Here is a 22,191-nt window from a genome sequence, read left to right on the forward strand (position 1 = left end):
ATAATTTGAGAAAGGAGATTCCTGTTGAAGAGAACCCAGAAAAAGACAGATCCGCCGAAAACGGGTCAGCGTCAGCATATAGCGTTTCGGATGAATTTTTTATTTGTAGCGATTTTTGTCTTATTTTCCATACTTATATTCCGTCTAGGCTATCTGCAAATAGTCAAAGGGGAAGATTATACACGCAGTCTTGAACGGACAGAAGAAATCGCAGTCAATACGAGCACGCCCCGGGGGAGAATTTTCGACCGCAATGGAAAAGTGCTCATAGACAATGAGGCGAAAAATGCAATTACCTATACTAAGACTTCTTCTACTACGACAAAAGAAATGCTTGAATTGGCTAGAGAATTGGCCAAGCTGATTGAACAAGATACGAAGCGTGTCACCATGGGTGATAAGCGTGATTTTTGGATTTTATTGAATCCGGAAAAAGCTGCCGAAAAAGTGCCGAAAAAGGAACAGGCAGAGCTTGCTAAAGATGATAAGAAATCGCAAAAAGATATTCAGCGGGAAATCAACCAGCTGACCCGTGACCGGATCACGGAAGAGGAACTGGCATCTTTGTCAGCAGAAGATCTGGAAGTGCTGGCGATCTACCGTGAAATGATGGCGGGATATGCCTATTCACCGCAAATTATCAAAAGTGACGGCGTAACGGATAAAGAATTTGCGGTCGTTTCTGAACGGCTGGACCAATTGCCGGGAGTCAATACAACAACAGACTGGGACCGCGTCAAGAAATCCGACAGCGCCATTCTCGGTTCCACGACGAGCGCAACGGAAGGAATACCGCGTTCGCACCTAGATTACTTCCTGGCAAGGGATTATTCCCGTAACGACCGCGTCGGAAGAAGCTATCTGGAATCTTATTATGAAGATTTACTGAAAGGCCAGAAGACAATTGTAAAAAACATTAAAGACCGTACAGGGAAAGTAGTTGAAACGAAGACAGTAAAAGAAGGGCTGCCCGGTAAAGATCTGGTCTTAACTACAGATACTGAACTGCAGAAGTCGCTCGAAGAAGTAGTATCCAATAAATTGCTTCGTTTAAAGCAAGGTCCCAATACAAGCGCCTTGGAATCCGCATTTCTTGTAATGCTTGACCCCAATAATGGAGAGATCCTTTCCCTTGTCGGTAAAAAAGTGGTGAAGGACGAATCGACAGGCAGATGGGCGATCCAGGACTATACATACGGTACGTTCACTTCAGCTTATGAAGTAGGCTCTACGGTGAAATTGGCAACGATGCTGACGGGTTATAATGAAGGTGCCGCGAGAATTGGCGAAGTGAAAATTGACCAGCCAATCAACATCGGCGGAAGGTATAAACGATCACTGTTTAATCCAAACGGACGTGTCGCGCTGAATGATATTGCGGCAATCGGACGCTCTTCCAACGTATATATGTTCCGAATCGCCATGGGGCTGGGGAATGCCACGTACCGGCCTGGGCAAGGGCTGCCGATTGATAAGAAGGCATTTGACACATTCCGCGAAAACTTTGCATCATTTGGCTTAGGCGTCAAAACGGGTATTGACTTGCCTGGAGAGTATACGGGTGTAACAGGCACAGAGACCATTCCCGGTAAACTTCTCGACTTTTCAATTGGACAGTTTGATACCTATACACCGTTACAGATGGCACAGTATGTAGCGACCATCGCGTCAGACGGTTACCGAATTGCACCAAAGATTTTAAAAGAAATCCGTGAACCGTCACCAAACGGCGAAGTGCTCGGAGAATTGATTGAAGAAACGCCAGTGAAAGTGCTGAACCGTCTGAAAAACTCTCAAGTTGAAATTGATCAGGTGAAGAAAGGTATGCACTATGTATACTATGGTGCGAATGGCACTGCTTCAGGGCTGCTCGCGGGTGCACCATACGACGGAGCCGGGAAGACTGGTACAGCGGAATCGTTTTACTACACCGGCAATACATCTAATCCGGTAATTCCGACGATCAATTTGTCGCACGTAGGATATGCGCCGGCGCAAAATCCCGAAGTGGCATATTCTGTAATTGTTCCGTATATCTCCACAAATACGAAACGTTACCCATCCGCAACAGCGAGTGAAATTGCAAGGGAAGCTCTGGATGTATTTTTTGAACAGAAGAGACAAAAAAATAACCGGACAGACAACGCAACGCCGGATGTAAAAATTCAAAAATAAGGTACAAAAAAGACGAAGACCAATTTGGTTTTCGTCTTTTTATTACAGATGCAAGAAAAGCTTCGCGATTTCCGGGAAACGCATGTCGGAGCGCAACTCATAAGTGCCGGTTTTAATTTTTCGTGTATATTCATTTTCAATTATATATACTTCAAATTCTTCGGCGTTTTTTATTAATTTTTCCTTTTCCAGCTCACGCGCCAGTTCTGCCGGAGTAATACCCGGTTTGACAGTGAATTTCTTAATGATGACTTCTTCGGCTTCATTTTCATCCGGAATGGTTTCCTGCTCAGCCTCCGGTTTCCGGGCAGCGTTTTTGGCGCCAAGCGTTTGAGAAATGGCTAATTCTCTTTTCAGAATGGCAACTTCTTCTTTAGAGTCGGCCAGCTGCTTTTGCAGTGCGCCTTCAGACGTTTGCTGCGCAACGAAATATAAAATGCCTCCAGCCAGCAGGCAGCCGATTCCGATGCCGCGCAATAATTCTTTCATCATGACAGCCGCACTCCTTTGGAATGCAAAACATCCGTTACTTCCTTCTCAGTCAATGACGCGCGCTTGGCGATTTCGGGAATGGTGTAGCCCTGACTGTGAAGTGACGTAATTTGATTGACGATGATTGCGTGAATTGTTTTCTTTGGCTCCGAAGATGCAGGTTCAGGAGGCGGGGAAGCGACCATTAATTCTTCTTCAAGCAGCCGCACTCTCTTTTTCAGATTGCTTGTTTCCTGGTGAAGACTGATTGAAATGTTTTCCAGTTCATCATCGGTCATGCGTGTTTTATTTCCCACAAAAAAAGATGCAGCAACGGAGAGTACACCGATAATGAATAAAAGTAAGGGGATGTCCATGTTAATTTCCTCCAACATAACTAGAGTTTCTTTCATAATACCATAAGCATTTATTGAATGATAATTGAATCTTTCTGCTGTACAAAGAGCAAATCTATGGTATAATTTATAAGTCGTATAAATCATGCTCATGTTTTACTTATATCTATGCTATTGAGTGGGAGGGACAGTAATGCGCGTAAACGTTACACTCGCTTGCACGGAATGTGCAGAGCGTAATTATATTACTAAGAAAAATAAGCGTAACAATCCAGAACGTATTGAAATGATGAAATATTGCTCACGTGAAAAAAAGCAAACTTTGCACCGTGAAACGAAATAATTATTAAAACCAAAACCTGCTTCGGTTTTGGTTTTTTCTTACGGGAGGTAGTACAGTGGAAAAGCAGCTTTTTCGGAAACAGGTTTTACAGCAATTACATCAATTATCTCCATCTGACCACGAACGAAAATCAGCGGCTATAACAGATAAAGTTCTTGCTTCGGATGAATTTAAGTATGCACAGACAATCGGAATCACCTTATCGAGATTTCCGGAAGTAGACACGCATCGTTTGATAGAAATCGCTTGGCAGGCCGGAAAACGAATTGCGATTCCCAGATGTATTTCTTCCACAAGAGAAATGGATTTTCGGCTGATAGATTCTTTTGATCAGACAGAAATAGTTTATATGGATTTGAAAGAGCCAAAAATTGATATGACCCGGCCTGTAAAGCCCGAGGAAATAGACCTGCAGATAGTGCCTGGTGTCGTATATTCAAAAGCAGGCTACCGTATCGGATTCGGCGGCGGTTATTATGACCGTTATTTGGTAAATTTTCCATATGAAACGATATCACTGGCATTTCATTGCCAAATCCGCGATAATATAAAGGTGGAGCCGCATGATGTTCCTGTGTCCTATATTTACACGGATGAACATATTATAGATTGTCAGAAAGTCCGTGAAGCTGATGAATGAATTTTATGATGTCCTGCAATTACTCAAACGATTCGGCATCATTATTTACACGGGCAACAAAAAACAGGACAGTATGATCATGGAATCGGAAGTGAAAGAACTGTACGACCATCAGTTTATCGATCAGCAGACGTATTTACAGGCACTGCTCGTCTTACGCAGAGAGCAAACCAGCTAAGCGATTACACATAAAAATAAACGGAACTACTCATTTTTCAATCCATGTGAAACTTTTCACTCAATCAAACGTCTATATGTATGAAGACTATTAACAGCAATATTTACACGAAACGAAAGGAAGAGATGGAATGAGAAAATTTTCATGGCCTAAGCATTCCGTACTCATTATCGCAGTAATCGCAACTTGGCTGACTACCTATATCGGGTATTTCACCAGTTTCAATATGAAAATCGATAATGCTATGCAACAATTTATCTTACTGATTAATCCCCTGGCATTTCTATTGTTTGTTTACGGGGTGGCTTTATTTATCAAGAAGACCAAAACACGCAACCGCTATATTCTGACAGTCAGTATCCTGACATCTGTCGTCATGTTCAGCAATGCTGTGTTCTATCGCTTCTTTACGGACTTTATTACACTGCCTTTATTGTTCCAGACCAGTAACTTTTCAGACTTAAGTTCTTCCATTACTGAGAATATGCGTATTCTTGATGTGTTCTTCTTTACGGATGTTTTGATTATTCTTTTGGCTATACGTTTCATTAAACAGGAGCCGGTACAGGAATCGAACCGTAAAATGGGACGAAAAGTGTACTTCGCGGCAGCAGCTACCTTAATGATGTTCAATCTCGCAATGGCAGAAGCACAGCGCCCGCAGTTACTGACAAGAAGTTTTGACCGTGAATTACTTGTTAAAAACATCGGTACGTATAACTATCACTTATATGATCTATTCGTACAATCTAAGTCACATGCGCAGCGTACATTTGCGGATGGAACGGAATTGACGGAAATTGAGAACTACGTGAAAGCCAATCATGCGCAGCCGGACCCGAAAATGTTCGGTGCTGCTAAAGGCAAAAACGTCATCATTGTGTCATTGGAGTCATTACAGAACTTTGTTATTAATAATGATATGAACGGACATGAAATTACACCGTTCCTGAACGAATTAACAAAGGATAAAGACACATTCTACTTTGATAATTTCTATCACCAGACAGGTCTAGGGAAAACATCCGATTCCGAGTTCATCGTAGAGAACTCATTGTACGGACGTAACGGCAGTGCGGTATTCTTTACGCACAGCGGCAACACGTATAACTCCCTTAGTGAAAGTCTGGGCAAAAATGGGTATTACACAAGTGTTATGCACGCCAACAGCAAGAGTTTCTGGAACCGTGATATCATGTACAAAGCGCTGGACGTACAGAAGTTTTATGACGTCGACAGCTATACTATCGGGGAAGACGAAGCGGTCAACTGGGGAATGAAAGATATCCCTTACTTCCATCAGTCAGTCGATATCATGAAAGATATGCAAAAACCGTTTGCGACACGCATGATTACACTGACGAACCACCATCCATTTGATTTGGATGAGCAGGATAAGCTGATCCCTGAGTATACATCGAATTCCAACACATTAAATAAGTACTTCCAAACTGTCCGATACATGGATGAAGCGGTAAAAGAATTTTTTGATGATCTGAAAGAAAGCGGTTTGTACGATGATTCTATTATTGTAATGTACGGTGACCATTACGGCATTTCCGAAAACCACAATAAAGCAATGGGCATGTATATGGATAAAGAAATTACTCCATTCGACAATGCGGAGCTTCAAAAAGTTCCATTGTTCATTCATATTCCAGGCTACGGCGAAGGCAAGCAAATGAACGAGCTTGGCGGACAGATAGACTTGCGCCCGACTATTCTTCACTTGCTAGGCATTGATACAAAGGCGGATATGCAATTCGGTTCCGACTTATTCTCACCTGATCATGAGCCATTCGTCATCTTCCGTGACGGACGTCTGATTACGGACAAGAATATCTATGCCCACGAAGTATGCTACGATATCGAAACAGGAGAGCCTGGTGATGAAGAGCAATGTCAGCCTTACATCGAACGCGCAACTACTGAATTAAATTATTCGGATACTATCATCAACGGCGACTTGCTCCGGTTTAAAGAAAGACCGGAAGGCAGTCCAGAGATGAAAGAAAGTAAATAAGTTACTGAGCTGCACGGCTGCCTTAGCCGTGCAGCTTTTTTGCGCTTACAATATGTGCGGGAAATCGAACAACGAGCTGGAAGACAGCTTGGCGGGGCTGAGACGCAAGGTGCCATCAGTACAGGCAGTGTGTCTATATTGAAAGGAGATTCCATGTTAATTTGCATATAAGCTAATTACTGCGCAGCGATAAAAATTGCCCGCGCCAAATTGCAAAAAGCATAAAAAATAAGGACATCCCCAGTGAAGGGGTGTCCTTATTTTTTGGAACTTATTTGTGTAGCTGTGGCGGGTATCCTGAATATATAACAGTAGCGATCGTAAAGCCTCCGATAACTACAACCGTTACCACATTGAAAATTATACTTAATAGATTCCGCTCTTTAAAAGCTTGGACCGTTCCAAAGACTGCTAAAATTGCAATCAATCCAAAAATGATGACTAATAAATTCATTGAGTAGACACTCCTTTCAGCATTGAAAAAATGAATGCCATAAAGCGATATTCCTCCTCTATTGTACTGTTAATGAAACGTTTTGTCGAGATTAAATAATGACGATTGTTTGAATTAATCCTCATGATTCATTAAAATCAATAAGAGAGGTGAGATAATTGAGGATACATACACATCCATTAGGTCCTATTCAGACAAATTGTTACATAGTGGAAGACAGTGAAAAGAATTGTTTAGTATTTGATCCGGGAGAAGACGGCGAACTATTGCTTGCCGAGCTGCGGAAGCTTTCATTGAAGCCGCTGGCGATACTGCTGACCCATGCACACTTTGATCATATCGGAGCGGTGGAGACGGTCCGCAATGCGTATGACATTCCGGTGTATTTGCATGTAGCAGAAAAGAAGTGGCTGGCAAATCCTGAACTGAACGGTTCGGCGAAGTATCCGGTATTGCCGGATGTCATCTGCAATCCAGCCGATGTGCTGCTGCAGGATGAAAAACAATTACAGGTAGGCCCGTTTACGATGGGCACCCGTCATGTGCCCGGACACTCTCCGGGAAGCGTGTGCTACATCTTTGAAGACGAAGGATTCGCAATCGTAGGAGACACGTTGTTTCAGGGCAGTATCGGCCGTACAGACTTGCCTGGCGGCGACACAGAGACGCTGCTGAGTGCAATTCATGAACAGCTGCTGACTCTCGATGATGAAATGATCGTTTATCCGGGACACGGGCCTGCTACAACTCCAGGAATTGAAAAAGATCAAAACCCGTATTTGCATGGATTTTGATTATAATAATCCATACAAAAAACAGCTGTCCATTGGGGCAGCTGTTTTTTGTATGTACGGATTAGTGTCCTCCACCAGGTACGTGAATAAAAATGGAATAGTAACTGAAACCAACCATGAAAATCATCAAGTATGCTCCGAATAAGTAAACGTACATACGCTCTGAAAGTTTCAAGTATCCAAGTAGAATAAAGAAAATCGTGCTTGCGACCAGCAGTAAAGAAGCCGGAATCATATTACCTACATAGAACATGACTGCAAAAATACCTGTCCAGAATCCGCAAAGTTTGAACATATTATCCATCTACGAGTCCCTCCTTCACAACATTACAATAAGCTCTTATCCATTATAATAGAACGCCTGCCTAAAAGTAAACTCCAATCAATTTTACATTGTGACAAAAGAGTGTACTTGTACCGGCAAGAAGGACAGCAGCTACTAACAGTATAACAGAACTGTCATCAAAAATAATATGAAAATTCATTTTTGGTGCGGAATGAGCGGGATAAAATGAATTTTGACGCAGTTTTCTGCAGGAAAATTAAATTGACACAAATGCAGACAGTTTTTCAACAATTCCTTTACGTTATATACTACACTCCAAGATAAAAAGTGGTCTTTTGTCGAATGGAGAAAGGAGAGAATTATGGATATTGAAACGAATCCAATAGAAAAAACTTGTCTGCAATTGCTCGAAAAAGCAATCGATGCCGAAGCGACGGATATTCATTTCGTACCGACAGCTGAAGGATATGATGTCACCATACGCAAACATTCGCTATTTTCAAAGATTGGGCAATACCCCCATACACTGGGCAGCCGGCTGATCTCATTTTATAAATTTTTATCTTCATTAGACATCAGCGAACAGCGCCGTCCCCAAAGCGGTTCCTTTCACCGGTCATTCTCTGAATGCAGCTTCTCTTTTCGTGTCTCCACAATTCCGTCCATCCAACTGCGTGAAAGTGTCGCAATCCGCATACAAAAACATGATAAAATCGTTCCGCTCAGCCAGTTATGTATAAAGCCGCAATGGAGTCATCAGTTGGCGGAGGCGGCTTCATGCAGACAGGGGCTGTTCCTTGTGACAGGCCCGACAGGTTCAGGAAAAACAACGACGCTTTATTCCCTGACATCCCACTGCGTGACAGAACTGAAACGTCATGTCATTTCACTTGAAGATCCTGTGGAGAACAATCACAGCCATCTGCTGCAGATCCAGGTCAATGAACGTTCCGGCATTACATATTCAGCCGGATTGAAGGCTATATTACGGCACTCTCCGGACGTTATCATGATCGGCGAAATACGGGATGCAGAAACGGCGAAAATTGCTGTGGAAGCTGCTTTGACAGGACATTTGGTCCTCAGCACAATTCACGCAAAAGATACGGTCGGCTGCCTGTATCGTCTGCTGGATCTCGGTATTCATTTGGAGGAGCTGCGTCAGACGATTATCGCAATTTCTGCCCAGCGCCTCGTAACACAGAAGTCGGGAGACACAGCAGCGATTTTTGAAATATTACAGGAAGCGGGTTTGCAATCGGCAACTGAAGCGATTGCGAATGGCCAGCGCGTCATTATTCCGGATCATCAAAAAATTGATACACAACAGGCTGTGTACGACGGGGCATTATATGGAACGGAATAAGCTTCTTCGTTCATCTGCGGGCAGAAAACTGATAAAACCGGCTGAGTTCCTGCAGCGTCTGTCAGTGTTATTACAGGAAGGTTATACATTTCATGAAGGACTGATACTGATTCTTCCATACCACTCAAAAGAATATGAGGAAAAGCTGCTGCAAGTGGAAGCAGAATTGAAAATGGGCTATGGCGTGTCACACATACTAAAGAATCTGGGGTTTGAAAGAAGTATCATGCTGCCGATCGTTATTGCGGAAGTGGACGGTAATTTAATACGGGCATTAAAAGAAGTTGCAGACCGTGTCAATCGTACAGCAGATAAACGGAGGCAGATCCAGAAATTACTGGCATATCCAAGTGTGTTATTTTCTTTTTTGCTAATTTTATTGGTCGCATTCCGTCAGTTCTTCTTGCCGAATTTCGAAGCGCTGTCTGTGATGCGTGCCAGCGAGACTGGCGGAATCGTACAGCTTTTGCCAAAAGTGGTTTCTTTAATACCAGATTTATTACTGATTTTAGCTGTCATAGGCGGCGCGGTATTTGTGCTGTTGAAGATATGGCTAAAAAAACTGACCGCTTCACGCACCTTGCATTATATATTAAAAACACCGGTCTTAGGAAGATTCTACAGTGAAATGAAAACAAGAGATTTTGCCAGTGAACTCGGCAGTCTGCTGCAGTCAGGCTTATCGATGCAAAATGCGCTTGCTGTTCTGACGGAGCAGACAGAAGATCCGATTCTTTCCGTCATGACAAGAAGACTGAGTGAGCTGGTGATCTATGGGGAATCGTTGCACGGGGCAATCCGGCTGACAGATGGATTGTCACCGCGTCTTGCGGATTTCGCGAAACATGGTGCGGATACAGGCTATCTGCCAAAGGAATTACTGCTTTACAGTGAACATACAAGCGAACAGCTGGAAGAAAAGGTCAATCAATGGATTACTGTTTTACAGCCTGCTTTATTCGGCATTTTGGCAGTGTGTATTTTATTGTCTTACTTATCTATCCTGCTGCCAGTCTATAAGATGATTGACAGCATATAAAGGGAGGAAACAGAAGTGCTTACCAATGAAAAAGGATTTACACTAATTGAAATGATGATCGTGCTGCTGATCATCACCGTGTTGATTTTAATAGCCATTCCGAATGTAACGAAACACTCGAAATCAATAGACGACAAAGGTTGTGACGCCTACGTGAAAATGGTCGAAGGACAGGTTCAGGCATATAAAATGGATAAGAAAGAAATACCGACAATTACTAAATTGACGGAAGGCGGTTATCTGCCGGAAAGTCCTGCGTGTCCTAATGGCAGTGCAATCGCAATTGACGCGGAAGGAAAAGTTTCAGCTTCAAATGGAGGAGGATAATCGTATAATCAGGAACCAGCTGGGGTTCACGTTCCTTGAGCTATTATTGGTTCTTTCCATTGTCATGATTTTGGCGGCGGTTATTTTACCTTTCAGTGAAAAACGTCTGCAAAAAATCAGTGAAGATGATGCGTTAGAGCAGTTTATGACAACTGTTCATAAGGCACAATTATATGCGATTACGCATCGGGAAAGAGTAACTCTGAAATTTGAAAACGGCGGTACAACATACAAAGTATTTACAGGTGAATCGGAAGTTATTTTAGAAGGTGATTTCCCGCCAGGCATGTATCTGGGTTCTTCTATAGCGTTTCGGCAATTGGATTTCGCCGGAACAGGTTACTTGCAGAAGACGGGTAAAATGATCTTTTACACAAAAAGCAGAGGGAAAATGTCCATAACGTTTCAGCTGGAAAGAGGGAGGATGATCGTCAGTGGATGAAAAAGGGCAATCCTGGCCTGAAGCAATGCTGGCTTTACTGATCGTTATGATAATTTACGGTTCGCTGTTACCGATGGCTTCAACTATGACGTCTTCCATCTCCGCAAAAAAACAGGCTATGATTGCGGCAGAGACAAGTTATCAGGCCGCTATTCACTTCAAAACAAGCGGGCGAACATCCGGCCGCAGAACGTATGAAGAGATCCATTATGACTGGTCTGTGGATCCAGGCCAGATCTGTGTAGCTTACGAAGTGCTTCATGCCGCTGCCAGTAAATGTGTGAAATTATGAAGGGGCTGAATGACAAAGGGTTTTCGCTTGTGGAAAGTATTATTCACTTACTTATTTTCTCTGTCATTATTCAGATGACTGTACTGTTTTTCTACTGGCAGGCACCGGTGGAAAAAGTATATCAGGAAGAACTGCTTGGTGAATGGGAATTATTTTCTTTGGAACTTCAGGAATTATTAAAAGAAGTGGAGTCGATAACTGAGCCGACAAAAACAAGTTTTGCATTCCGTACGGAAAGAGGAAGGATTACCATACAACATTATGATAAGATGCTGCGCAAACTGGTCGACGGTGCAGGGCATGTACCGCTGCTGATGAATGTAAAAAACTGCAACTTTACCGTTTTAGATGATCAGCTGCATATCGTTGTTGTCATGTTGAATGGTGTCCGTAAAGAAAGGACATTTGCGATTGGGAAAAATTCGGAATGAGAGGGGAGGTTCATTTCTTTTCGCCATTGTATTATTATTTTTGGTAAGTCTCTTTCTTTTCTCCCTCGTTTCATGGCATGATAGTATCTACAAGATATACGACTGGCTCGAAAACTATTATGAGCAGGAAGCAGTTAAATTAATTAAACGGGATGGATGAAAATGAAAAGAATCTACTTGGTGGGGTTCATGGGATGCGGGAAAAGCGCAATCGGCAAGCGGCTGCATACGCTGACGGATATCCCGTTCTATGATATGGACCATGAAATTACAGAACAAATGAATATGACGATTCCTGAAATCTTTGAACAGTATGGGGAATTATATTTTCGGCAACTCGAAACAGAGTTTTTGGAGAAGTTTCCGGAAGAGTATTGTATCGTGGCGACTGGCGGCGGCGTCGCGGTAAAAGAAGAAAATATTCGTCTGATGAGAGAAACCGGCATCGTCTTTTTCCTTAATGCTTCATTCCGTGATATTTGGCGAAGAATATCGACTGATGTTAACCGCCCGATCGTACAGCAATCCTCGCGGCAGCAGCTTGAAACACTTTACAAGAAACGTAAGCCGAAGTATTTGCAGGCATCACATTTCACGGTAGAAACTACTGGCAAATCATTGACGGATATTGCAGAATATATTATCTTTCAAATCGAAAGATACAAATAACTGAGCGTAAAAACGAATGATTTTATTTAATTCTCATAAATCATTCGTTTTTTAGCGTTCTTAATAAATAGATTGCGCTTACTAAAATTAAATGTTAAGATATCAGTGAAGAAAAAAGTAATTTAATAATGCGAATGATTGTATGGGGAGAGCGCGCATTAGGCGCCGCCGAAGGAGCAAGTAACAAATGTTATGAATCTCTCAGGTAACAAAACGCATACATGACGCATCTCTGGAGAGTGCTGAGCAATCAGCGGCCGAAGAAAGTATGGAAACTGTAAAGCTTTCAGGCAAAAGGACAGGGGTTCTCTTTTATTAGGAGACCCCTGTCCTTTTTTTGATGACCTATACGCTGATCAATTTTTGATCAGAACAAAAAGGAGGAAACAGTTTGACGAATCAATTATTACGGACACCATTATTTGAAAGTTATAAAAAGTATGGAGGCAAGACCATCGATTTTGGCGGCTGGGAATTGCCTGTGCAGTTTTCAAGTATTAAAGCAGAACACGAAGCCGTTCGTACGAAAGCAGGCCTCTTTGACGTTTCTCATATGGGGGAAGTATTTGTCAGCGGCAGCGGTGCGCTGGATTATTTGCAGAAGCTCGTAACAAATGATGTTTCAAAACTGAAAATCAGCCAGGCGCAGTATACGGTCATGTGTAATGAGCAGGGTGGCACGATCGATGACTTCTTAATTTACAAATTAGAGGATGAGCGCTATTTACTCGTGGTAAATGCATCTAATATCGAAAAAGACGTGGCTTGGATGGAAAAGCAGAAGTCGGAAAATGTTGTCATCGACAATCAGTCTTCCAATTATGCGTTACTTGCATTGCAAGGACCTTTGGCAGAGCAAGTATTGCAAAAATTAACAGATGAGCCACTGGAAGAAATTAAGTTCTTCCGCTTCAAAGATCATGTTCAGGTAGGCGGGGAAGATGTGCTCGTTTCACGTACAGGCTATACAGGTGAAAATGGATTTGAAATCTACGGTGCCCCTGCCGCGATCCAGAATTTGTGGTCAAAGATTTTGCAGGCGGGTGAAGCGGACAGTGTTGTGCCGGCCGGTCTCGGTGCACGGGATACATTGCGTTTTGAAGCCGGCTTGCCATTATACGGTCAAGAGCTGAGAGAAGATATTTCTCCACTCGAGGCAGGTCTTGGTTTTGTCGTGAAAGTGAATAAAGAAGAAGATTTCATTGGTAAAGGTGTATTAATCAAGCAAAAAGAACAAGGTGTGGAGCGTAAGCTGGTCGGGCTCGAAATGATCGATAAAGGGATTCCGCGTACCGGATATAAAGTATTTTCGGGCGACCGCGAAATTGGCGAAGTCACAACTGGCACACAGTCTCCTACATTAAAGAAGAACATCGGCTTTGCGCTATTGTCTGCTGATTTTACAGAGCCTGGTACAGAGGTTGAAGTGGAAATCCGCTCAAAACGTCTGAAAGCAAAAGTTATTGCAACACCTTTCTATAAAAGATCATAAGTGAAAAGGGGTAAAACAATTATGAAGCATCGTTATCTTCCTATGACGGAGCAAGACAAGAAAGACATGCTCGACACAATTGGTGTGTCGTCCATCGATGAACTATTTTCCGATATTCCTGAAAAAGTACGTTTCACGGGTGAATATAACATCAAGCCGGCGAAATCGGAAACCTCTCTATTGAAAGAACTTGGCCGTTTGGCTGCGAAAAATGTCAACGCGCAAGATTATGCTTCTTTCTTGGGGGCAGGTGTATATGACCACTATCGTCCGGTTATCGTAGATCATGTAATCTCGCGTTCCGAATTTTACACAGCGTACACTCCGTACCAGCCGGAAATTTCACAGGGTGAATTGCAGGCGATTTTTGAATTCCAGACAATGATTTGCGAACTGACAGGAATGGAACTTGCGAACTCTTCTATGTATGACGGCGGGACATCACTTGCAGAAGCAGGTACACTTGCTGCCGGACATACACGCCGTAAGAAATTGCTTGTATCAGCTGCAGTTCATTCTGAGTCACAGGCAGTTGTGAAGTCTTATGCTGACGGTCAGTCTATCGAAGTTGTGACAATTCCTCATAAAGACGGTGTCACAGATATCGATCAATTAAAAGAGTTAATTGATGACGGGACAGCAGGCGTGCTTGTTCAATATCCAAACTTCTTTGGACAAGTGGAAGATCTTCAGGCGATCAGTGATATTGCCCATGAAAACGGTGCGCTGTCTATCGTATCGGCAAATCCGCTTGCATTAGGAATACTGACGCCGCCAGGAGCACTTGGTGCGGATATTACTGTTGGAGATGCACAGCCGCTAGGTATCGCAGAATCATTCGGGGGACCGCATTGTGGTTATTTCGCAGTATCGAAAAAGTTGATGCGTAAAGTTCCGGGCCGTTTGGTCGGGGAAACGAATGACGATCAGGGCCGCAGAGGCTATGTATTGACATTGCAGGCGCGCGAGCAGCATATTCGCCGTGATAAAGCGACATCCAATATTTGTTCCAATCAGGCATTGAATGCTCTTGCTGCATCTGTTGCGATGACAGCTCTCGGAAAAGAAGGAATTAAAGAAATCGCGTATCAGAACCTTGCGAAGACAGCATATGCAAAACAGGCATTTGAAAAAGCCGGATTTGACGTGAAGTTCGGTTCTGCTCATTTCAATGAACTCGTAGTAGATTGCAAAGAACCTGTCAAAGAGGTAAATAAGCGTTTGCTGGAACGCGGTATTATCGGCGGGTATGATCTAAGTCTTGTCGATGAAAATCTGGCTAATCACGCGCTGATTGCGGTTACAGAACAACGTACGAAAGAAGAAATCGATGCATACGTGCAAGAATTGGAGGCTATCCATGCATAACGAAAATCAATCACTCATTTTTGAATTATCCAAGCCTGGACGTATCGGCTACAGTTTGCCTGAATTAGATGTGCCGGAAGTAGACGTTGCGTCCATTTTGCCGCAGGGGCTGATTCGAACAGAAGATGCCGAGCTTCCGGAAGTATCTGAATTGGATATTATGCGCCACTATACAGCATTGTCCAATCGTAACCATGGCGTCGACACAGGATTTTATCCACTCGGCTCTTGTACGATGAAATACAATCCGAAAATCAATGAAGCGGTTGCACGCTTCCCTGGATTCGCACGCGTTCACCCGCTGCAGGATGAATCGACTGTACAGGGTGCGCTTGAAGTGGCATATGATTTGCAGGAACATTTAGCTGAAATTACAGGCATGCCGCAAGTTACATTGCAGCCCGCAGCAGGTGCGCATGGTGAGTGGACAGCATTAATGATGATCCGTGCATTCCATGAAGCAAACGGTGATACAGGGCGCACTAAAGTATTGGTTCCTGACTCAGCACACGGTACAAACCCTGCATCTGCCACAGTAGCTGGATTTGATACCGTGACGGTAAAATCGAATGAGCATGGTTTAGTAGACCTCGAAGACTTAAAATCAAAAGTCGGACCTGATACAGCAGCATTGATGTTAACGAACCCGAACACACTTGGGCTTTTTGAGGAAGAGATTCTGGAAATGGCCGCTGTTGTTCACGGCGTTGGCGGAAAGCTGTATTATGACGGCGCCAACCTGAATGCGGTTATGTCTAAAGCACGGCCTGGCGACATGGGCTTTGACGCTGTGCACTTGAACTTGCACAAGACGTTTACCGGCCCTCACGGCGGCGGCGGTCCAGGTTCAGGTCCAGTGGGTGTAACAAATGAATTGGCCGCATTTATGCCGAAGCCGGTCATCGAAAAAGTGGACGATCGTTTCGTATTGAATTACGACGTACCGCAGTCTATCGGGCGCGTCAAACCATACTACGGCAACTTCGGTATTTATCTGCGTGCTTACACGTATATCCGTTCCATGGGGCCGGATGGTTTGAAAGCAGTAACAGAATACGCAGTGTTAAATGCCAACTATATGATGCGTCGTCTGGAGCCTTATTTCGACCTTCCGTATACACAGCACTGTAAACACGAATTTGTCTTATCCGGCCGCCGCCAGAAGAAACTGGGCGTGCGTACGCTGGATATGGCGAAGCGACTTCTGGATTTCGGCTATCATCCGCCAACGATTTACTTCCCGTTAAATGTTGAAGAGGGAATGATGATCGAACCGACAGAAACGGAATCAAAAGAAACATTGGATAACTTCATAGAAGCAATGATCCAGATTGCGAAAGAAGTAGAAGAAAATCCGGAAATCGTTCAGGAAGCACCGCATACAACAGTGATCGGCCGTCTGGATGAAACGCAGGCAGCGCGTAAACCGGTATTGCGTTACACAAAAGAAGCTGCAGCAGTAGCAGAAACTGTACGCTGACAGGAATAGGAAAGTAAGCAGCACCGCTGAATTTTACAGCGGTGCTTTTTTTGTTTACTTGCTTAAAATAATCGGCAGAAAATTTGAATTTCAGTAAAGGGTTATTGGTTATTCGTGGTATATTTAAATCAGTCGTTCATCATATTTATCTGAAACATGATCCGTTGTTTGATTCCTGAATCTGCATGCAATTTTAGTTAAACTAGAAGCGGGGCAGTGCTGCGGAGAAACTGCTTTGCTGGCATTACTTCTTTCTGCATTGCTATTTTGAACTGGACAAACTGCTAATTGAAATACGACTGCAGCCTTTTAATGTTCTTGCATCATTCAAACTGGAGGTAAAGCTGTGATTCATAAATTGGATATAAACGCTAATAATTGTGCGGAAGACGTATTAGCTGTTCAGCTCCCTTCTTACCTGGCGGAGGCGGAATTAATTGGCTGCTTTGATCTGCCGCCTTTGCAAGACACCGTTCATTCTCTGCAGCAAAGCGGGGAGACTTTCTATGGCTATTATACAAATGGTGAATTATGCGGAGTGATATCCATACAAACGGACGGGGAAGTAATGGAAATACAGCGTTTAATCGTACATCCGGCACATTTCAGGAAGGGAATTGCCTAAAAACTGCTGGACTTTGCAGAGTGCAATGAGAAAGAAATTACATCGATTCTGGTATCCACGGGGACTAAAAATACACCAGCCGTGAATTTCTATATAAAAAATGGTTTTACTAAAACAGGAGAAAAAACAGTTGCAGAAAATCTATCCCTTACTCATTTTAGTAAGGAACTCACCAGATAAAGCATGCCGCCGAATTATAAAAGGCTTTGAATGAGGTGGTTACAGATGAATCCTGGCGAATCGGTATATTTTTTCTAATAGGGGCTGGGGTGGCGGCTGCGGGTATCTTACTATGAATAATATGCCGAAAGAGAGAAGCTGCCTATGCTGGATGCTGTCTGTACTATCCTGCTATGTATAGAGCTAACGAGATCGGTTGGTATATAAGCGTTTTTTAATAGGTCCCAGTCAGACACATGGACACGCATATGGAGTCTAATTTTAAGGAGGAGATATAATGGCTGACGAAAGAATAGTGGTAGGTGCTGAAACAAAATACCCGCTAAATGGTATATTAACGATTCCGGATGGAGCAAATGAATTGGTGCCTGCAGTTGTATTGGTTCATGGTTCCGGTCCAAGCAATATGGATGAAAAGATTGGTAATGTACATCCTTTTAAAGATCTGGCAGAAGGGTTGTCTGAAAAAGGGATTGCAGTGCTGCGTTATGATAAAAGGACATACGTATATGGCAAAGAAATGAGAAAAAATCGTTCACTGTCAGTAAAAGAAGAAACGATAGAAGATGCAATTCTTGCCGCTGATTTGCTGCGAAAGGATTCACGTATTGATTCAGACAAAATATTTATTATCGGTCACAGTTTAGGAGGAATGCTGGCGCCGCGAATCGATGCAGAAGGCGGAAATTTCGCCGGCATCATTATAATGGCCGGGACTCCCCGCCGGTTGGAAGAAATTTTAATGGATCAAAATAATGATGTTTTAAATTCTTTGAATAAATTTTTGAAAGCAATTGCAAAAAAACAAATAGCGGCATTGTCGTCAAAGCTGGAGAACATCTCTGATTTGAGTGATGAAGAAGCAAAATCAACTCCGGTTTTAGGAAAGCATGTGAAGGCCTACTATTTAAAAGAAATGGGTGACCATCCATCTGCTGACTATCTTCTTGCATTACATAAGCCCATATTTATCATGCAAGGGGAAAAGGATTTTCACGTATCAGTGGAAAAAGACTTTGCTGGTTATAAAAAAATATTGGGTGACAAACCAACTGTTACGTATAAACTGTATCCCAATTTGAACCATGCTTTTATGCCATCTGTTTATGGGGACATACGAAAAGCGAAAAAAGAGTATAAAGTGGCGCAGCATATCGATCAGCAAGTAATACATGATATTTCCGATTGGATTCATTCGTTATGAAAAATATGTAAGCACAGTATTACTAAACGACCTTGCTGAAGGGGTTTAAGGCTGCTGAAATACGGGATTACAGACTGCATACTTATATTTATGAAAGATGGGTAATGTATTTCTAGGATATGGTATTTATGAGATTTTACACAACATATAAGAAGGAGATAACGATGCTCCAGCAGATTTCTCAAATCCTAGGTAAGAATACTATCAGGAAATTATCATCACTGCGGCGGCTGCGGGGCTGAACTGTCTATCCATAAAAGACCACAGGAAATGAACACTGCCGCAGTATTCATCCTGATTATAGCAATAAATGAACTAATTCCATCTAATGAGTGATTTAATAAAGAATTTTTATGCTTTTTTCAGTGCGGCAAGTACGGATAAACGCTGTATGATAATGAGTTTTTAAGTAATGACGGAATTAAATAGCTGCATCCACAGTATTAGTCAATCAATCCACTATCTATTTCATCACAGGTCTGTTATACTAAGGAAGAGTTATTTTTGTTCTGTTCAGCTAAAGAAGAGGTTTTGTTTTTCGTCTAAGGTATTTGAGCAAAAATAGTAACATATTGTACGGATATCCGTACTAGGAGGCAATAATAATGGAACAAGGTACAGTTAAGTGGTTCAACGCAGAAAAAGGTTTTGGATTTATCGAACGTGAAGCAGGAGAGGACGTATTCGTACACTTCTCAGCTATTCAAAGTGAAGGTTTCAAATCTTTAGACGAAGGTCAAAGCGTAACATTTGAAATTGAAGAAGGACAGCGCGGCCTACAAGCTGCAAACGTTCAAAAAGCTTAATAACGGCTTTAAAAAAGACCCTGCATCTAGGGTCTTTTTTTTATCGTAATTTATGCTATATCCTTTGGTAATCCTCGCATGATTAAATTGAGGTGGACCCTAAGACTCAGCGAGCCGCAGAGATAAGGAATATTGATATTCTTTTGGTACTGATTTAATGAGAAGTTCAAAGCAACTCAGTAAAATCCAACATTCTGCAAGAGACATCTCTTATAGAGTTAAAAAAGTAGAACCTGCTTTTTGACGTTGCTCAAGAGTTAAAGAGGTTTTATTGCCTGGTGTTGGTTCCATTAGATTCCCGGTCTGAGGACTATGATTATTAGAGCAGTTTGGGGAGGAAGGATCACAATTATTATTCACGGGAATAAGTCTATCTGATCCGGGCGTTTCTATAGTCGCTGTACCAAAGAAGATATGTCCGAGTTCATGTTTTAAGAGCGAAGTATTAAATGAGTCATTTGGGAAATTACAGATTACAATATGATTAAATAATCGGGAAGCTGTGTTTTGATTAGTTAAACCTATATTACTAAAAGCTCTACCAGCTATTCCTGATGTTTGCTCTGAAAACGGTGCATACCATACTGCAATTATTTTTGTGGTGTTTGGAAATCTATCTGCATGGATTTGCTGTAATCTTCTGAAGCTGAGATTGTCGGAGCTCAAATTACCCAAGTTTGACGGCAGTGAAAAATCGGGGCCTAGATCTGTATCTGTAAGTTGTACAGGCCCGCCAGGAATTGCTATGATAGGAAACCCCCAAATCTGAGACACATTCGTCATATCTTCTCCAAAACGATCGTTCCCGTTTCTGGTTGTTTCGGCACCAGGTAAATAATATGCTTGAACAGCAACAAATGAAAAAAGTTGGCCAGCTGTATCAGTCGGAACTTGTTCTGGTGTTATTGGTAAAGAAACAGGATCATCATCTATTTCTGGAGGTTGAGGTTTATGACATTCACGGCAGCATTTACAACAGCATTTGCACTTATTTCCTTTTTTTGATTTCCGTTTTTCACCCACAAGGAATCACTCCTATTTTAATTTTCAATAGAACCTATCATATTCAAATGCGAAAGACCTGTTTGTATGAACACCTAGTGATGTTTTAGACAAACATTCTTTTACCTCATGAAATCTCTGAATTTTATATAGTTTACTACCCGGAATTCTATGCACTATCAAATTGAATAAATATGCTAATAGCAGCTGAAGGATTTGAAAAATTATTAATCAGCACAAAGAAGAAAGGTGGCATAAGAAGGTGATAAGCCAAGAATTCCAAGATTTGTACATCAGATCGTTAGAGTCGACTTTGCATAAGCTTTCAACTGCGTATGAAAGCATGACAGAAAAGGGATCAAATACGGCTCTTGTAAAAATGAGAAGGGACGCTGTGAAAACCGGGTTAGAAAGCCTTAGGTGCGATTGGAACGCGGAGGAGTTTATTTGTGACGATGAAATCATGTTAACTTCTATAAAAACTTTGCAGGGCATTGTTCCGTCTATTGAAAAACAACTAGTTAAGGCAAAGGATGGCAGTTCTCAAAAAACATTAAATGAGCGCCGTTTAACTGCAATTAACCTGTCCGTCGAATCTTTGAAGAACCGCTTCCAATAAACGTTTGCCAAAAGCAAACAAAGGATTTTATGTATAAGGGTTTACAGAAACAATCTATTACAGCTTCCGGATAGGAATTGATATGGAAATGAAGAAAAGACTTCTCTATAGTGTGCTTGGGATTATAACAATCAGCTATTTTTTCTGGTTTCAAAATAATTCACTTACCATGAGCAAGACAGAGATCCGTTCTGCAAACCTGCCTGCCAGTTTTGATCAGTTCAAGATTATCCATTTGACCGATCTTCACAATAAAAGCTTTGGGAAGAATCAGCAAAGAATAGTCCGGAAAGTCACAATGTTTGATCCGGACATCATAGTTTATACCGGTGACCTCATCGATTCCAACAGGACGGGGGATGAAGCAGGGCTGCTGTTAATGAAAGAGCTGACGAAAGTTGCTCCTGTATACTATGTGACAGGAAATCACGAATGGTGGTCTGGGACATTCAATTCATTGGAACGTTCATTGAATACTATTGGCGTGCATGTTTTACGTAATGAGCAGTCTGCGCTGGCAATGGGGGATGATAACATCCATATTGCGGGTATTGATGACCCGGCGCACGGTGTCAATGGTGTATCGGAACGGGAAATAGCCATGGAAGATATAAAAACACTGGCAGAAGAAATGACAACAGATACTTTTACAATTTTGTTAGCACATCGTCCCGAGCTGCTGCCGCTTTACGCGGAGTCTGATTTTGATCTAGTATTTTCCGGTCATGCACATGGGGGACAAATCAGAATTCCTTTTGTCGGCGGTCTGATTGCGCCAAATCAAGGAGTGCTGCCCGTTTATACTGCCGGTGAATATGTGCTGAATCATACAGTGATGATGGTTGGAAGGGGACTCGGCAACAGCATTATACCGTTGAGAGTATTCAATCGTCCTGAGATTGTCGCAGTAACATTGGAGGCTGCGGACGAGTAAGCACATATAGTCATCCAATCTGCTGATCTCGCTGAAGGCAAAGACAGTTGGATAGTAAGATGATTTCATTATTTACTGTAAGCAGTAATGAGTAATGTATAAAGACTCAAATCGGCGCTGACGGCAGCGTCGATTTTTTTACTGCTTCATTACGCTGGAAAATGAAAACTTTCATATGAACGAAATTCCGGTGAA

At 42.4% G+C, this 22,191-nt stretch carries 26 protein-coding genes and 1 riboswitch; of the genes, 21 read left to right on the forward strand and 5 right to left on the reverse strand.

Annotated features, from left to right (window positions below; all coding sequences use genetic code 11):
• The first annotated feature begins 24 nt into the window (after positions 1 to 24).
• Positions 25 to 2,175: a peptidoglycan D,D-transpeptidase FtsI family protein gene (locus SporoP33_RS00110; protein ID WP_081241856.1), complete on the forward strand. Its 2,151-nt coding sequence runs from the start codon at positions 25 to 27 to the stop codon at positions 2,173 to 2,175.
• Positions 2,176 to 2,217: 42 nt separating this feature from the next.
• On the opposite strand, the gene SporoP33_RS00115 is transcribed toward SporoP33_RS00110, so the two are convergent.
• Positions 2,218 to 2,667, reverse strand: coding sequence for an endolytic transglycosylase MltG (locus tag SporoP33_RS00115; protein WP_081241857.1), 450 nt, complete (start codon positions 2,665 to 2,667; stop codon positions 2,218 to 2,220).
• The gene (locus SporoP33_RS00120; RefSeq protein WP_081241858.1) at positions 2,664 to 3,023 is read right to left on the reverse strand and encodes a hypothetical protein; all 360 of its coding nucleotides are present in this window, start codon (positions 3,021 to 3,023) and stop codon (positions 2,664 to 2,666) included. Before SporoP33_RS00120 ends, SporoP33_RS00115 begins: the two co-directional genes overlap by 4 nt.
• 172 nt (positions 3,024 to 3,195) lie before the next feature.
• On the opposite strand from SporoP33_RS00120, the gene rpmG reads away from it, so the two are divergent.
• The 4 genes from rpmG (at position 3,196) to SporoP33_RS00140 (ending at position 6,186) form a co-directional block, all read left to right on the forward strand.
• Positions 3,196 to 3,345: a 50S ribosomal protein L33 gene (gene rpmG / locus SporoP33_RS00125; protein WP_029054517.1), complete on the forward strand. Its 150-nt coding sequence runs from the start codon at positions 3,196 to 3,198 to the stop codon at positions 3,343 to 3,345.
• A gap of 55 nt (positions 3,346 to 3,400) precedes the next feature.
• On the forward strand, positions 3,401 to 3,985 hold the full coding sequence (locus SporoP33_RS00130; protein WP_081241859.1) for a 5-formyltetrahydrofolate cyclo-ligase: 585 nt from the start codon (positions 3,401 to 3,403) through the stop codon (positions 3,983 to 3,985).
• Positions 3,978 to 4,163 carry a YqgQ family protein gene (locus tag SporoP33_RS00135; protein ID WP_081241860.1) on the forward strand — a complete coding sequence of 62 codons (186 nt, stop codon included), beginning with the start codon at positions 3,978 to 3,980 and terminating at the stop codon, positions 4,161 to 4,163. The genes SporoP33_RS00130 and SporoP33_RS00135 overlap by 8 nt, the downstream gene beginning before the upstream one ends.
• 130 nt (positions 4,164 to 4,293) lie before the next feature.
• Positions 4,294 to 6,186, forward strand: a complete 1,893-nt coding sequence (locus tag SporoP33_RS00140) for an LTA synthase family protein (RefSeq protein WP_081241861.1) — start codon at positions 4,294 to 4,296, stop codon at positions 6,184 to 6,186.
• Between the two features lie 271 nt (positions 6,187 to 6,457).
• Here the strand turns inward: SporoP33_RS00140 and SporoP33_RS00145 are convergent, their stop codons facing one another.
• On the reverse strand, positions 6,458 to 6,640 hold the full coding sequence (locus SporoP33_RS00145; protein ID WP_081241862.1) for a DUF2759 domain-containing protein: 183 nt from the start codon (positions 6,638 to 6,640) through the stop codon (positions 6,458 to 6,460).
• A 158-nt stretch (positions 6,641 to 6,798) separates the two neighbouring features.
• On the opposite strand from SporoP33_RS00145, the gene SporoP33_RS00150 reads away from it, so the two are divergent.
• The gene (locus SporoP33_RS00150; RefSeq protein ID WP_081241863.1) at positions 6,799 to 7,434 is read left to right on the forward strand and encodes an MBL fold metallo-hydrolase; all 636 of its coding nucleotides are present in this window, start codon (positions 6,799 to 6,801) and stop codon (positions 7,432 to 7,434) included.
• 61 nt (positions 7,435 to 7,495) lie between these two features.
• Here SporoP33_RS00150 and SporoP33_RS00155 read toward each other — a convergent pair whose 3' ends face one another.
• The gene (locus tag SporoP33_RS00155; protein ID WP_081241864.1) at positions 7,496 to 7,738 is read right to left on the reverse strand and encodes a DUF2626 domain-containing protein; all 243 of its coding nucleotides are present in this window, start codon (positions 7,736 to 7,738) and stop codon (positions 7,496 to 7,498) included.
• A 343-nt stretch (positions 7,739 to 8,081) separates the two neighbouring features.
• Here SporoP33_RS00155 and comGA point away from each other — a divergent pair, with 343 nt between their 5' ends.
• From comGA to SporoP33_RS00220, 13 genes are all read left to right on the forward strand, one after another.
• The gene (comGA, locus tag SporoP33_RS00160) at positions 8,082 to 9,086 is read left to right on the forward strand and encodes a competence type IV pilus ATPase ComGA (RefSeq protein WP_081241865.1); all 1,005 of its coding nucleotides are present in this window, start codon (positions 8,082 to 8,084) and stop codon (positions 9,084 to 9,086) included.
• Positions 9,073 to 10,125, forward strand: a complete 1,053-nt coding sequence (gene comGB, locus SporoP33_RS00165) for a competence type IV pilus assembly protein ComGB (RefSeq protein WP_196796820.1) — start codon at positions 9,073 to 9,075, stop codon at positions 10,123 to 10,125. The genes comGA and comGB overlap by 14 nt, the downstream gene beginning before the upstream one ends.
• Positions 10,126 to 10,176: 51 nt before the next feature.
• Entirely contained in the window at positions 10,177 to 10,452 is a 276-nt protein-coding gene (gene comGC / locus SporoP33_RS00170; protein ID WP_081244691.1) for a competence type IV pilus major pilin ComGC, read from the forward strand.
• Entirely contained in the window at positions 10,439 to 10,894 is a 456-nt protein-coding gene (gene comGD / locus SporoP33_RS00175; protein ID WP_198160040.1) for a competence type IV pilus minor pilin ComGD, read from the forward strand. Before comGC ends, comGD begins: the two co-directional genes overlap by 14 nt.
• Positions 10,887 to 11,186 carry a hypothetical protein gene (locus SporoP33_RS00180; protein WP_081241868.1) on the forward strand — a complete coding sequence of 100 codons (300 nt, stop codon included), beginning with the start codon at positions 10,887 to 10,889 and terminating at the stop codon, positions 11,184 to 11,186. Before comGD ends, SporoP33_RS00180 begins: the two co-directional genes overlap by 8 nt.
• A 29-nt stretch (positions 11,187 to 11,215) precedes the next feature.
• Positions 11,216 to 11,617: a competence type IV pilus minor pilin ComGF gene (gene comGF / locus SporoP33_RS00185; RefSeq protein ID WP_231293268.1), complete on the forward strand. Its 402-nt coding sequence runs from the start codon at positions 11,216 to 11,218 to the stop codon at positions 11,615 to 11,617.
• Between the two features lie 162 nt (positions 11,618 to 11,779).
• Entirely contained in the window at positions 11,780 to 12,286 is a 507-nt protein-coding gene (locus SporoP33_RS00190) for a shikimate kinase (RefSeq protein ID WP_081244692.1), read from the forward strand.
• Positions 12,287 to 12,420: 134 nt separating this feature from the next.
• A riboswitch (glycine riboswitch) is annotated at positions 12,421 to 12,513 on the forward strand.
• Positions 12,514 to 12,677: 164 nt separating this feature from the next.
• Positions 12,678 to 13,778, forward strand: a complete 1,101-nt coding sequence (gene gcvT, locus SporoP33_RS00195) for a glycine cleavage system aminomethyltransferase GcvT (RefSeq protein ID WP_081241870.1) — start codon at positions 12,678 to 12,680, stop codon at positions 13,776 to 13,778.
• Between the two features lie 21 nt (positions 13,779 to 13,799).
• Positions 13,800 to 15,146, forward strand: a complete 1,347-nt coding sequence (gene gcvPA, locus SporoP33_RS00200; protein WP_081241871.1) for an aminomethyl-transferring glycine dehydrogenase subunit GcvPA — start codon at positions 13,800 to 13,802, stop codon at positions 15,144 to 15,146.
• Positions 15,139 to 16,626, forward strand: a complete 1,488-nt coding sequence (gene gcvPB, locus SporoP33_RS00205) for an aminomethyl-transferring glycine dehydrogenase subunit GcvPB (protein WP_081241872.1) — start codon at positions 15,139 to 15,141, stop codon at positions 16,624 to 16,626. The genes gcvPA and gcvPB overlap by 8 nt, the downstream gene beginning before the upstream one ends.
• A 346-nt stretch (positions 16,627 to 16,972) precedes the next feature.
• The gene (locus SporoP33_RS16545) at positions 16,973 to 17,251 is read left to right on the forward strand and encodes a GNAT family N-acetyltransferase (protein WP_369821945.1); all 279 of its coding nucleotides are present in this window, start codon (positions 16,973 to 16,975) and stop codon (positions 17,249 to 17,251) included.
• A 457-nt stretch (positions 17,252 to 17,708) separates the two neighbouring features.
• Positions 17,709 to 18,635: an alpha/beta hydrolase family protein gene (locus tag SporoP33_RS00215; RefSeq protein ID WP_081241873.1), complete on the forward strand. Its 927-nt coding sequence runs from the start codon at positions 17,709 to 17,711 to the stop codon at positions 18,633 to 18,635.
• 605 nt (positions 18,636 to 19,240) lie between these two features.
• The gene (locus tag SporoP33_RS00220) at positions 19,241 to 19,441 is read left to right on the forward strand and encodes a cold-shock protein (RefSeq protein WP_075528296.1); all 201 of its coding nucleotides are present in this window, start codon (positions 19,241 to 19,243) and stop codon (positions 19,439 to 19,441) included.
• 210 nt (positions 19,442 to 19,651) lie between these two features.
• Here the strand turns inward: SporoP33_RS00220 and SporoP33_RS00225 are convergent, their stop codons facing one another.
• A complete protein-coding gene (locus SporoP33_RS00225; RefSeq protein WP_081241874.1) occupies positions 19,652 to 20,464 on the reverse strand; it encodes a hypothetical protein in 813 nt (270 codons plus the stop codon).
• 241 nt (positions 20,465 to 20,705) lie between these two features.
• Here SporoP33_RS00225 and SporoP33_RS00230 point away from each other — a divergent pair, with 241 nt between their 5' ends.
• On the forward strand, positions 20,706 to 21,062 hold the full coding sequence (locus SporoP33_RS00230; RefSeq protein WP_196796822.1) for a hypothetical protein: 357 nt from the start codon (positions 20,706 to 20,708) through the stop codon (positions 21,060 to 21,062).
• 88 nt (positions 21,063 to 21,150) lie between these two features.
• Complete coding sequence (locus SporoP33_RS00235; protein WP_081244693.1) at positions 21,151 to 21,996, forward strand: metallophosphoesterase; 846 nt, start codon at positions 21,151 to 21,153, stop codon at positions 21,994 to 21,996.
• Positions 21,997 to 22,191 lie beyond the last annotated feature (195 nt).

This window comes from Sporosarcina sp. P33 (genome assembly GCF_002077155.1).
In the GTDB taxonomy this organism is placed as follows: Bacteria; Bacillota; Bacilli; order Bacillales_A; family Planococcaceae; genus Sporosarcina.

Excerpts from the sequence above, each read along its gene's own strand:
- SporoP33_RS00115 (WP_081241857.1), bottom strand. The coding sequence starts at position 2,667 with ATGATGAAAGAATTATTGCGCGGCATCGGAATCGGCTGCCTGCTGGCT.
- SporoP33_RS00235 (WP_081244693.1), top strand. The coding sequence starts at position 21,151 with ATGAAGAAAAGACTTCTCTATAGTGTGCTTGGGATTATAACAATCAGC.
- comGA (WP_081241865.1), top strand. The coding sequence starts at position 8,082 with ATGGATATTGAAACGAATCCAATAGAAAAAACTTGTCTGCAATTGCTC.
- comGD (WP_198160040.1), top strand. The coding sequence starts at position 10,439 with ATGGAGGAGGATAATCGTATAATCAGGAACCAGCTGGGGTTCACGTTC.
- gcvPB (WP_081241872.1), top strand. The coding sequence starts at position 15,139 with ATGCATAACGAAAATCAATCACTCATTTTTGAATTATCCAAGCCTGGA.
- SporoP33_RS00120 (WP_081241858.1), bottom strand. The coding sequence starts at position 3,023 with ATGGACATCCCCTTACTTTTATTCATTATCGGTGTACTCTCCGTTGCT.
- SporoP33_RS00145 (WP_081241862.1), bottom strand. The coding sequence starts at position 6,640 with ATGAATTTATTAGTCATCATTTTTGGATTGATTGCAATTTTAGCAGTC.
- SporoP33_RS00220 (WP_075528296.1), top strand. The coding sequence starts at position 19,241 with ATGGAACAAGGTACAGTTAAGTGGTTCAACGCAGAAAAAGGTTTTGGA.
- SporoP33_RS00135 (WP_081241860.1), top strand. The coding sequence starts at position 3,978 with ATGAATGAATTTTATGATGTCCTGCAATTACTCAAACGATTCGGCATC.
- SporoP33_RS00140 (WP_081241861.1), top strand. The coding sequence starts at position 4,294 with ATGAGAAAATTTTCATGGCCTAAGCATTCCGTACTCATTATCGCAGTA.
- gcvPA (WP_081241871.1), top strand. The coding sequence starts at position 13,800 with ATGAAGCATCGTTATCTTCCTATGACGGAGCAAGACAAGAAAGACATG.
- rpmG (WP_029054517.1), top strand. The coding sequence starts at position 3,196 with ATGCGCGTAAACGTTACACTCGCTTGCACGGAATGTGCAGAGCGTAAT.
- SporoP33_RS00155 (WP_081241864.1), bottom strand. The coding sequence starts at position 7,738 with ATGGATAATATGTTCAAACTTTGCGGATTCTGGACAGGTATTTTTGCA.
- SporoP33_RS00215 (WP_081241873.1), top strand. The coding sequence starts at position 17,709 with ATGGCTGACGAAAGAATAGTGGTAGGTGCTGAAACAAAATACCCGCTA.
- comGC (WP_081244691.1), top strand. The coding sequence starts at position 10,177 with ATGATGATCGTGCTGCTGATCATCACCGTGTTGATTTTAATAGCCATT.
- SporoP33_RS00190 (WP_081244692.1), top strand. The coding sequence starts at position 11,780 with ATGAAAAGAATCTACTTGGTGGGGTTCATGGGATGCGGGAAAAGCGCA.
- comGB (WP_196796820.1), top strand. The coding sequence starts at position 9,073 with ATGGAACGGAATAAGCTTCTTCGTTCATCTGCGGGCAGAAAACTGATA.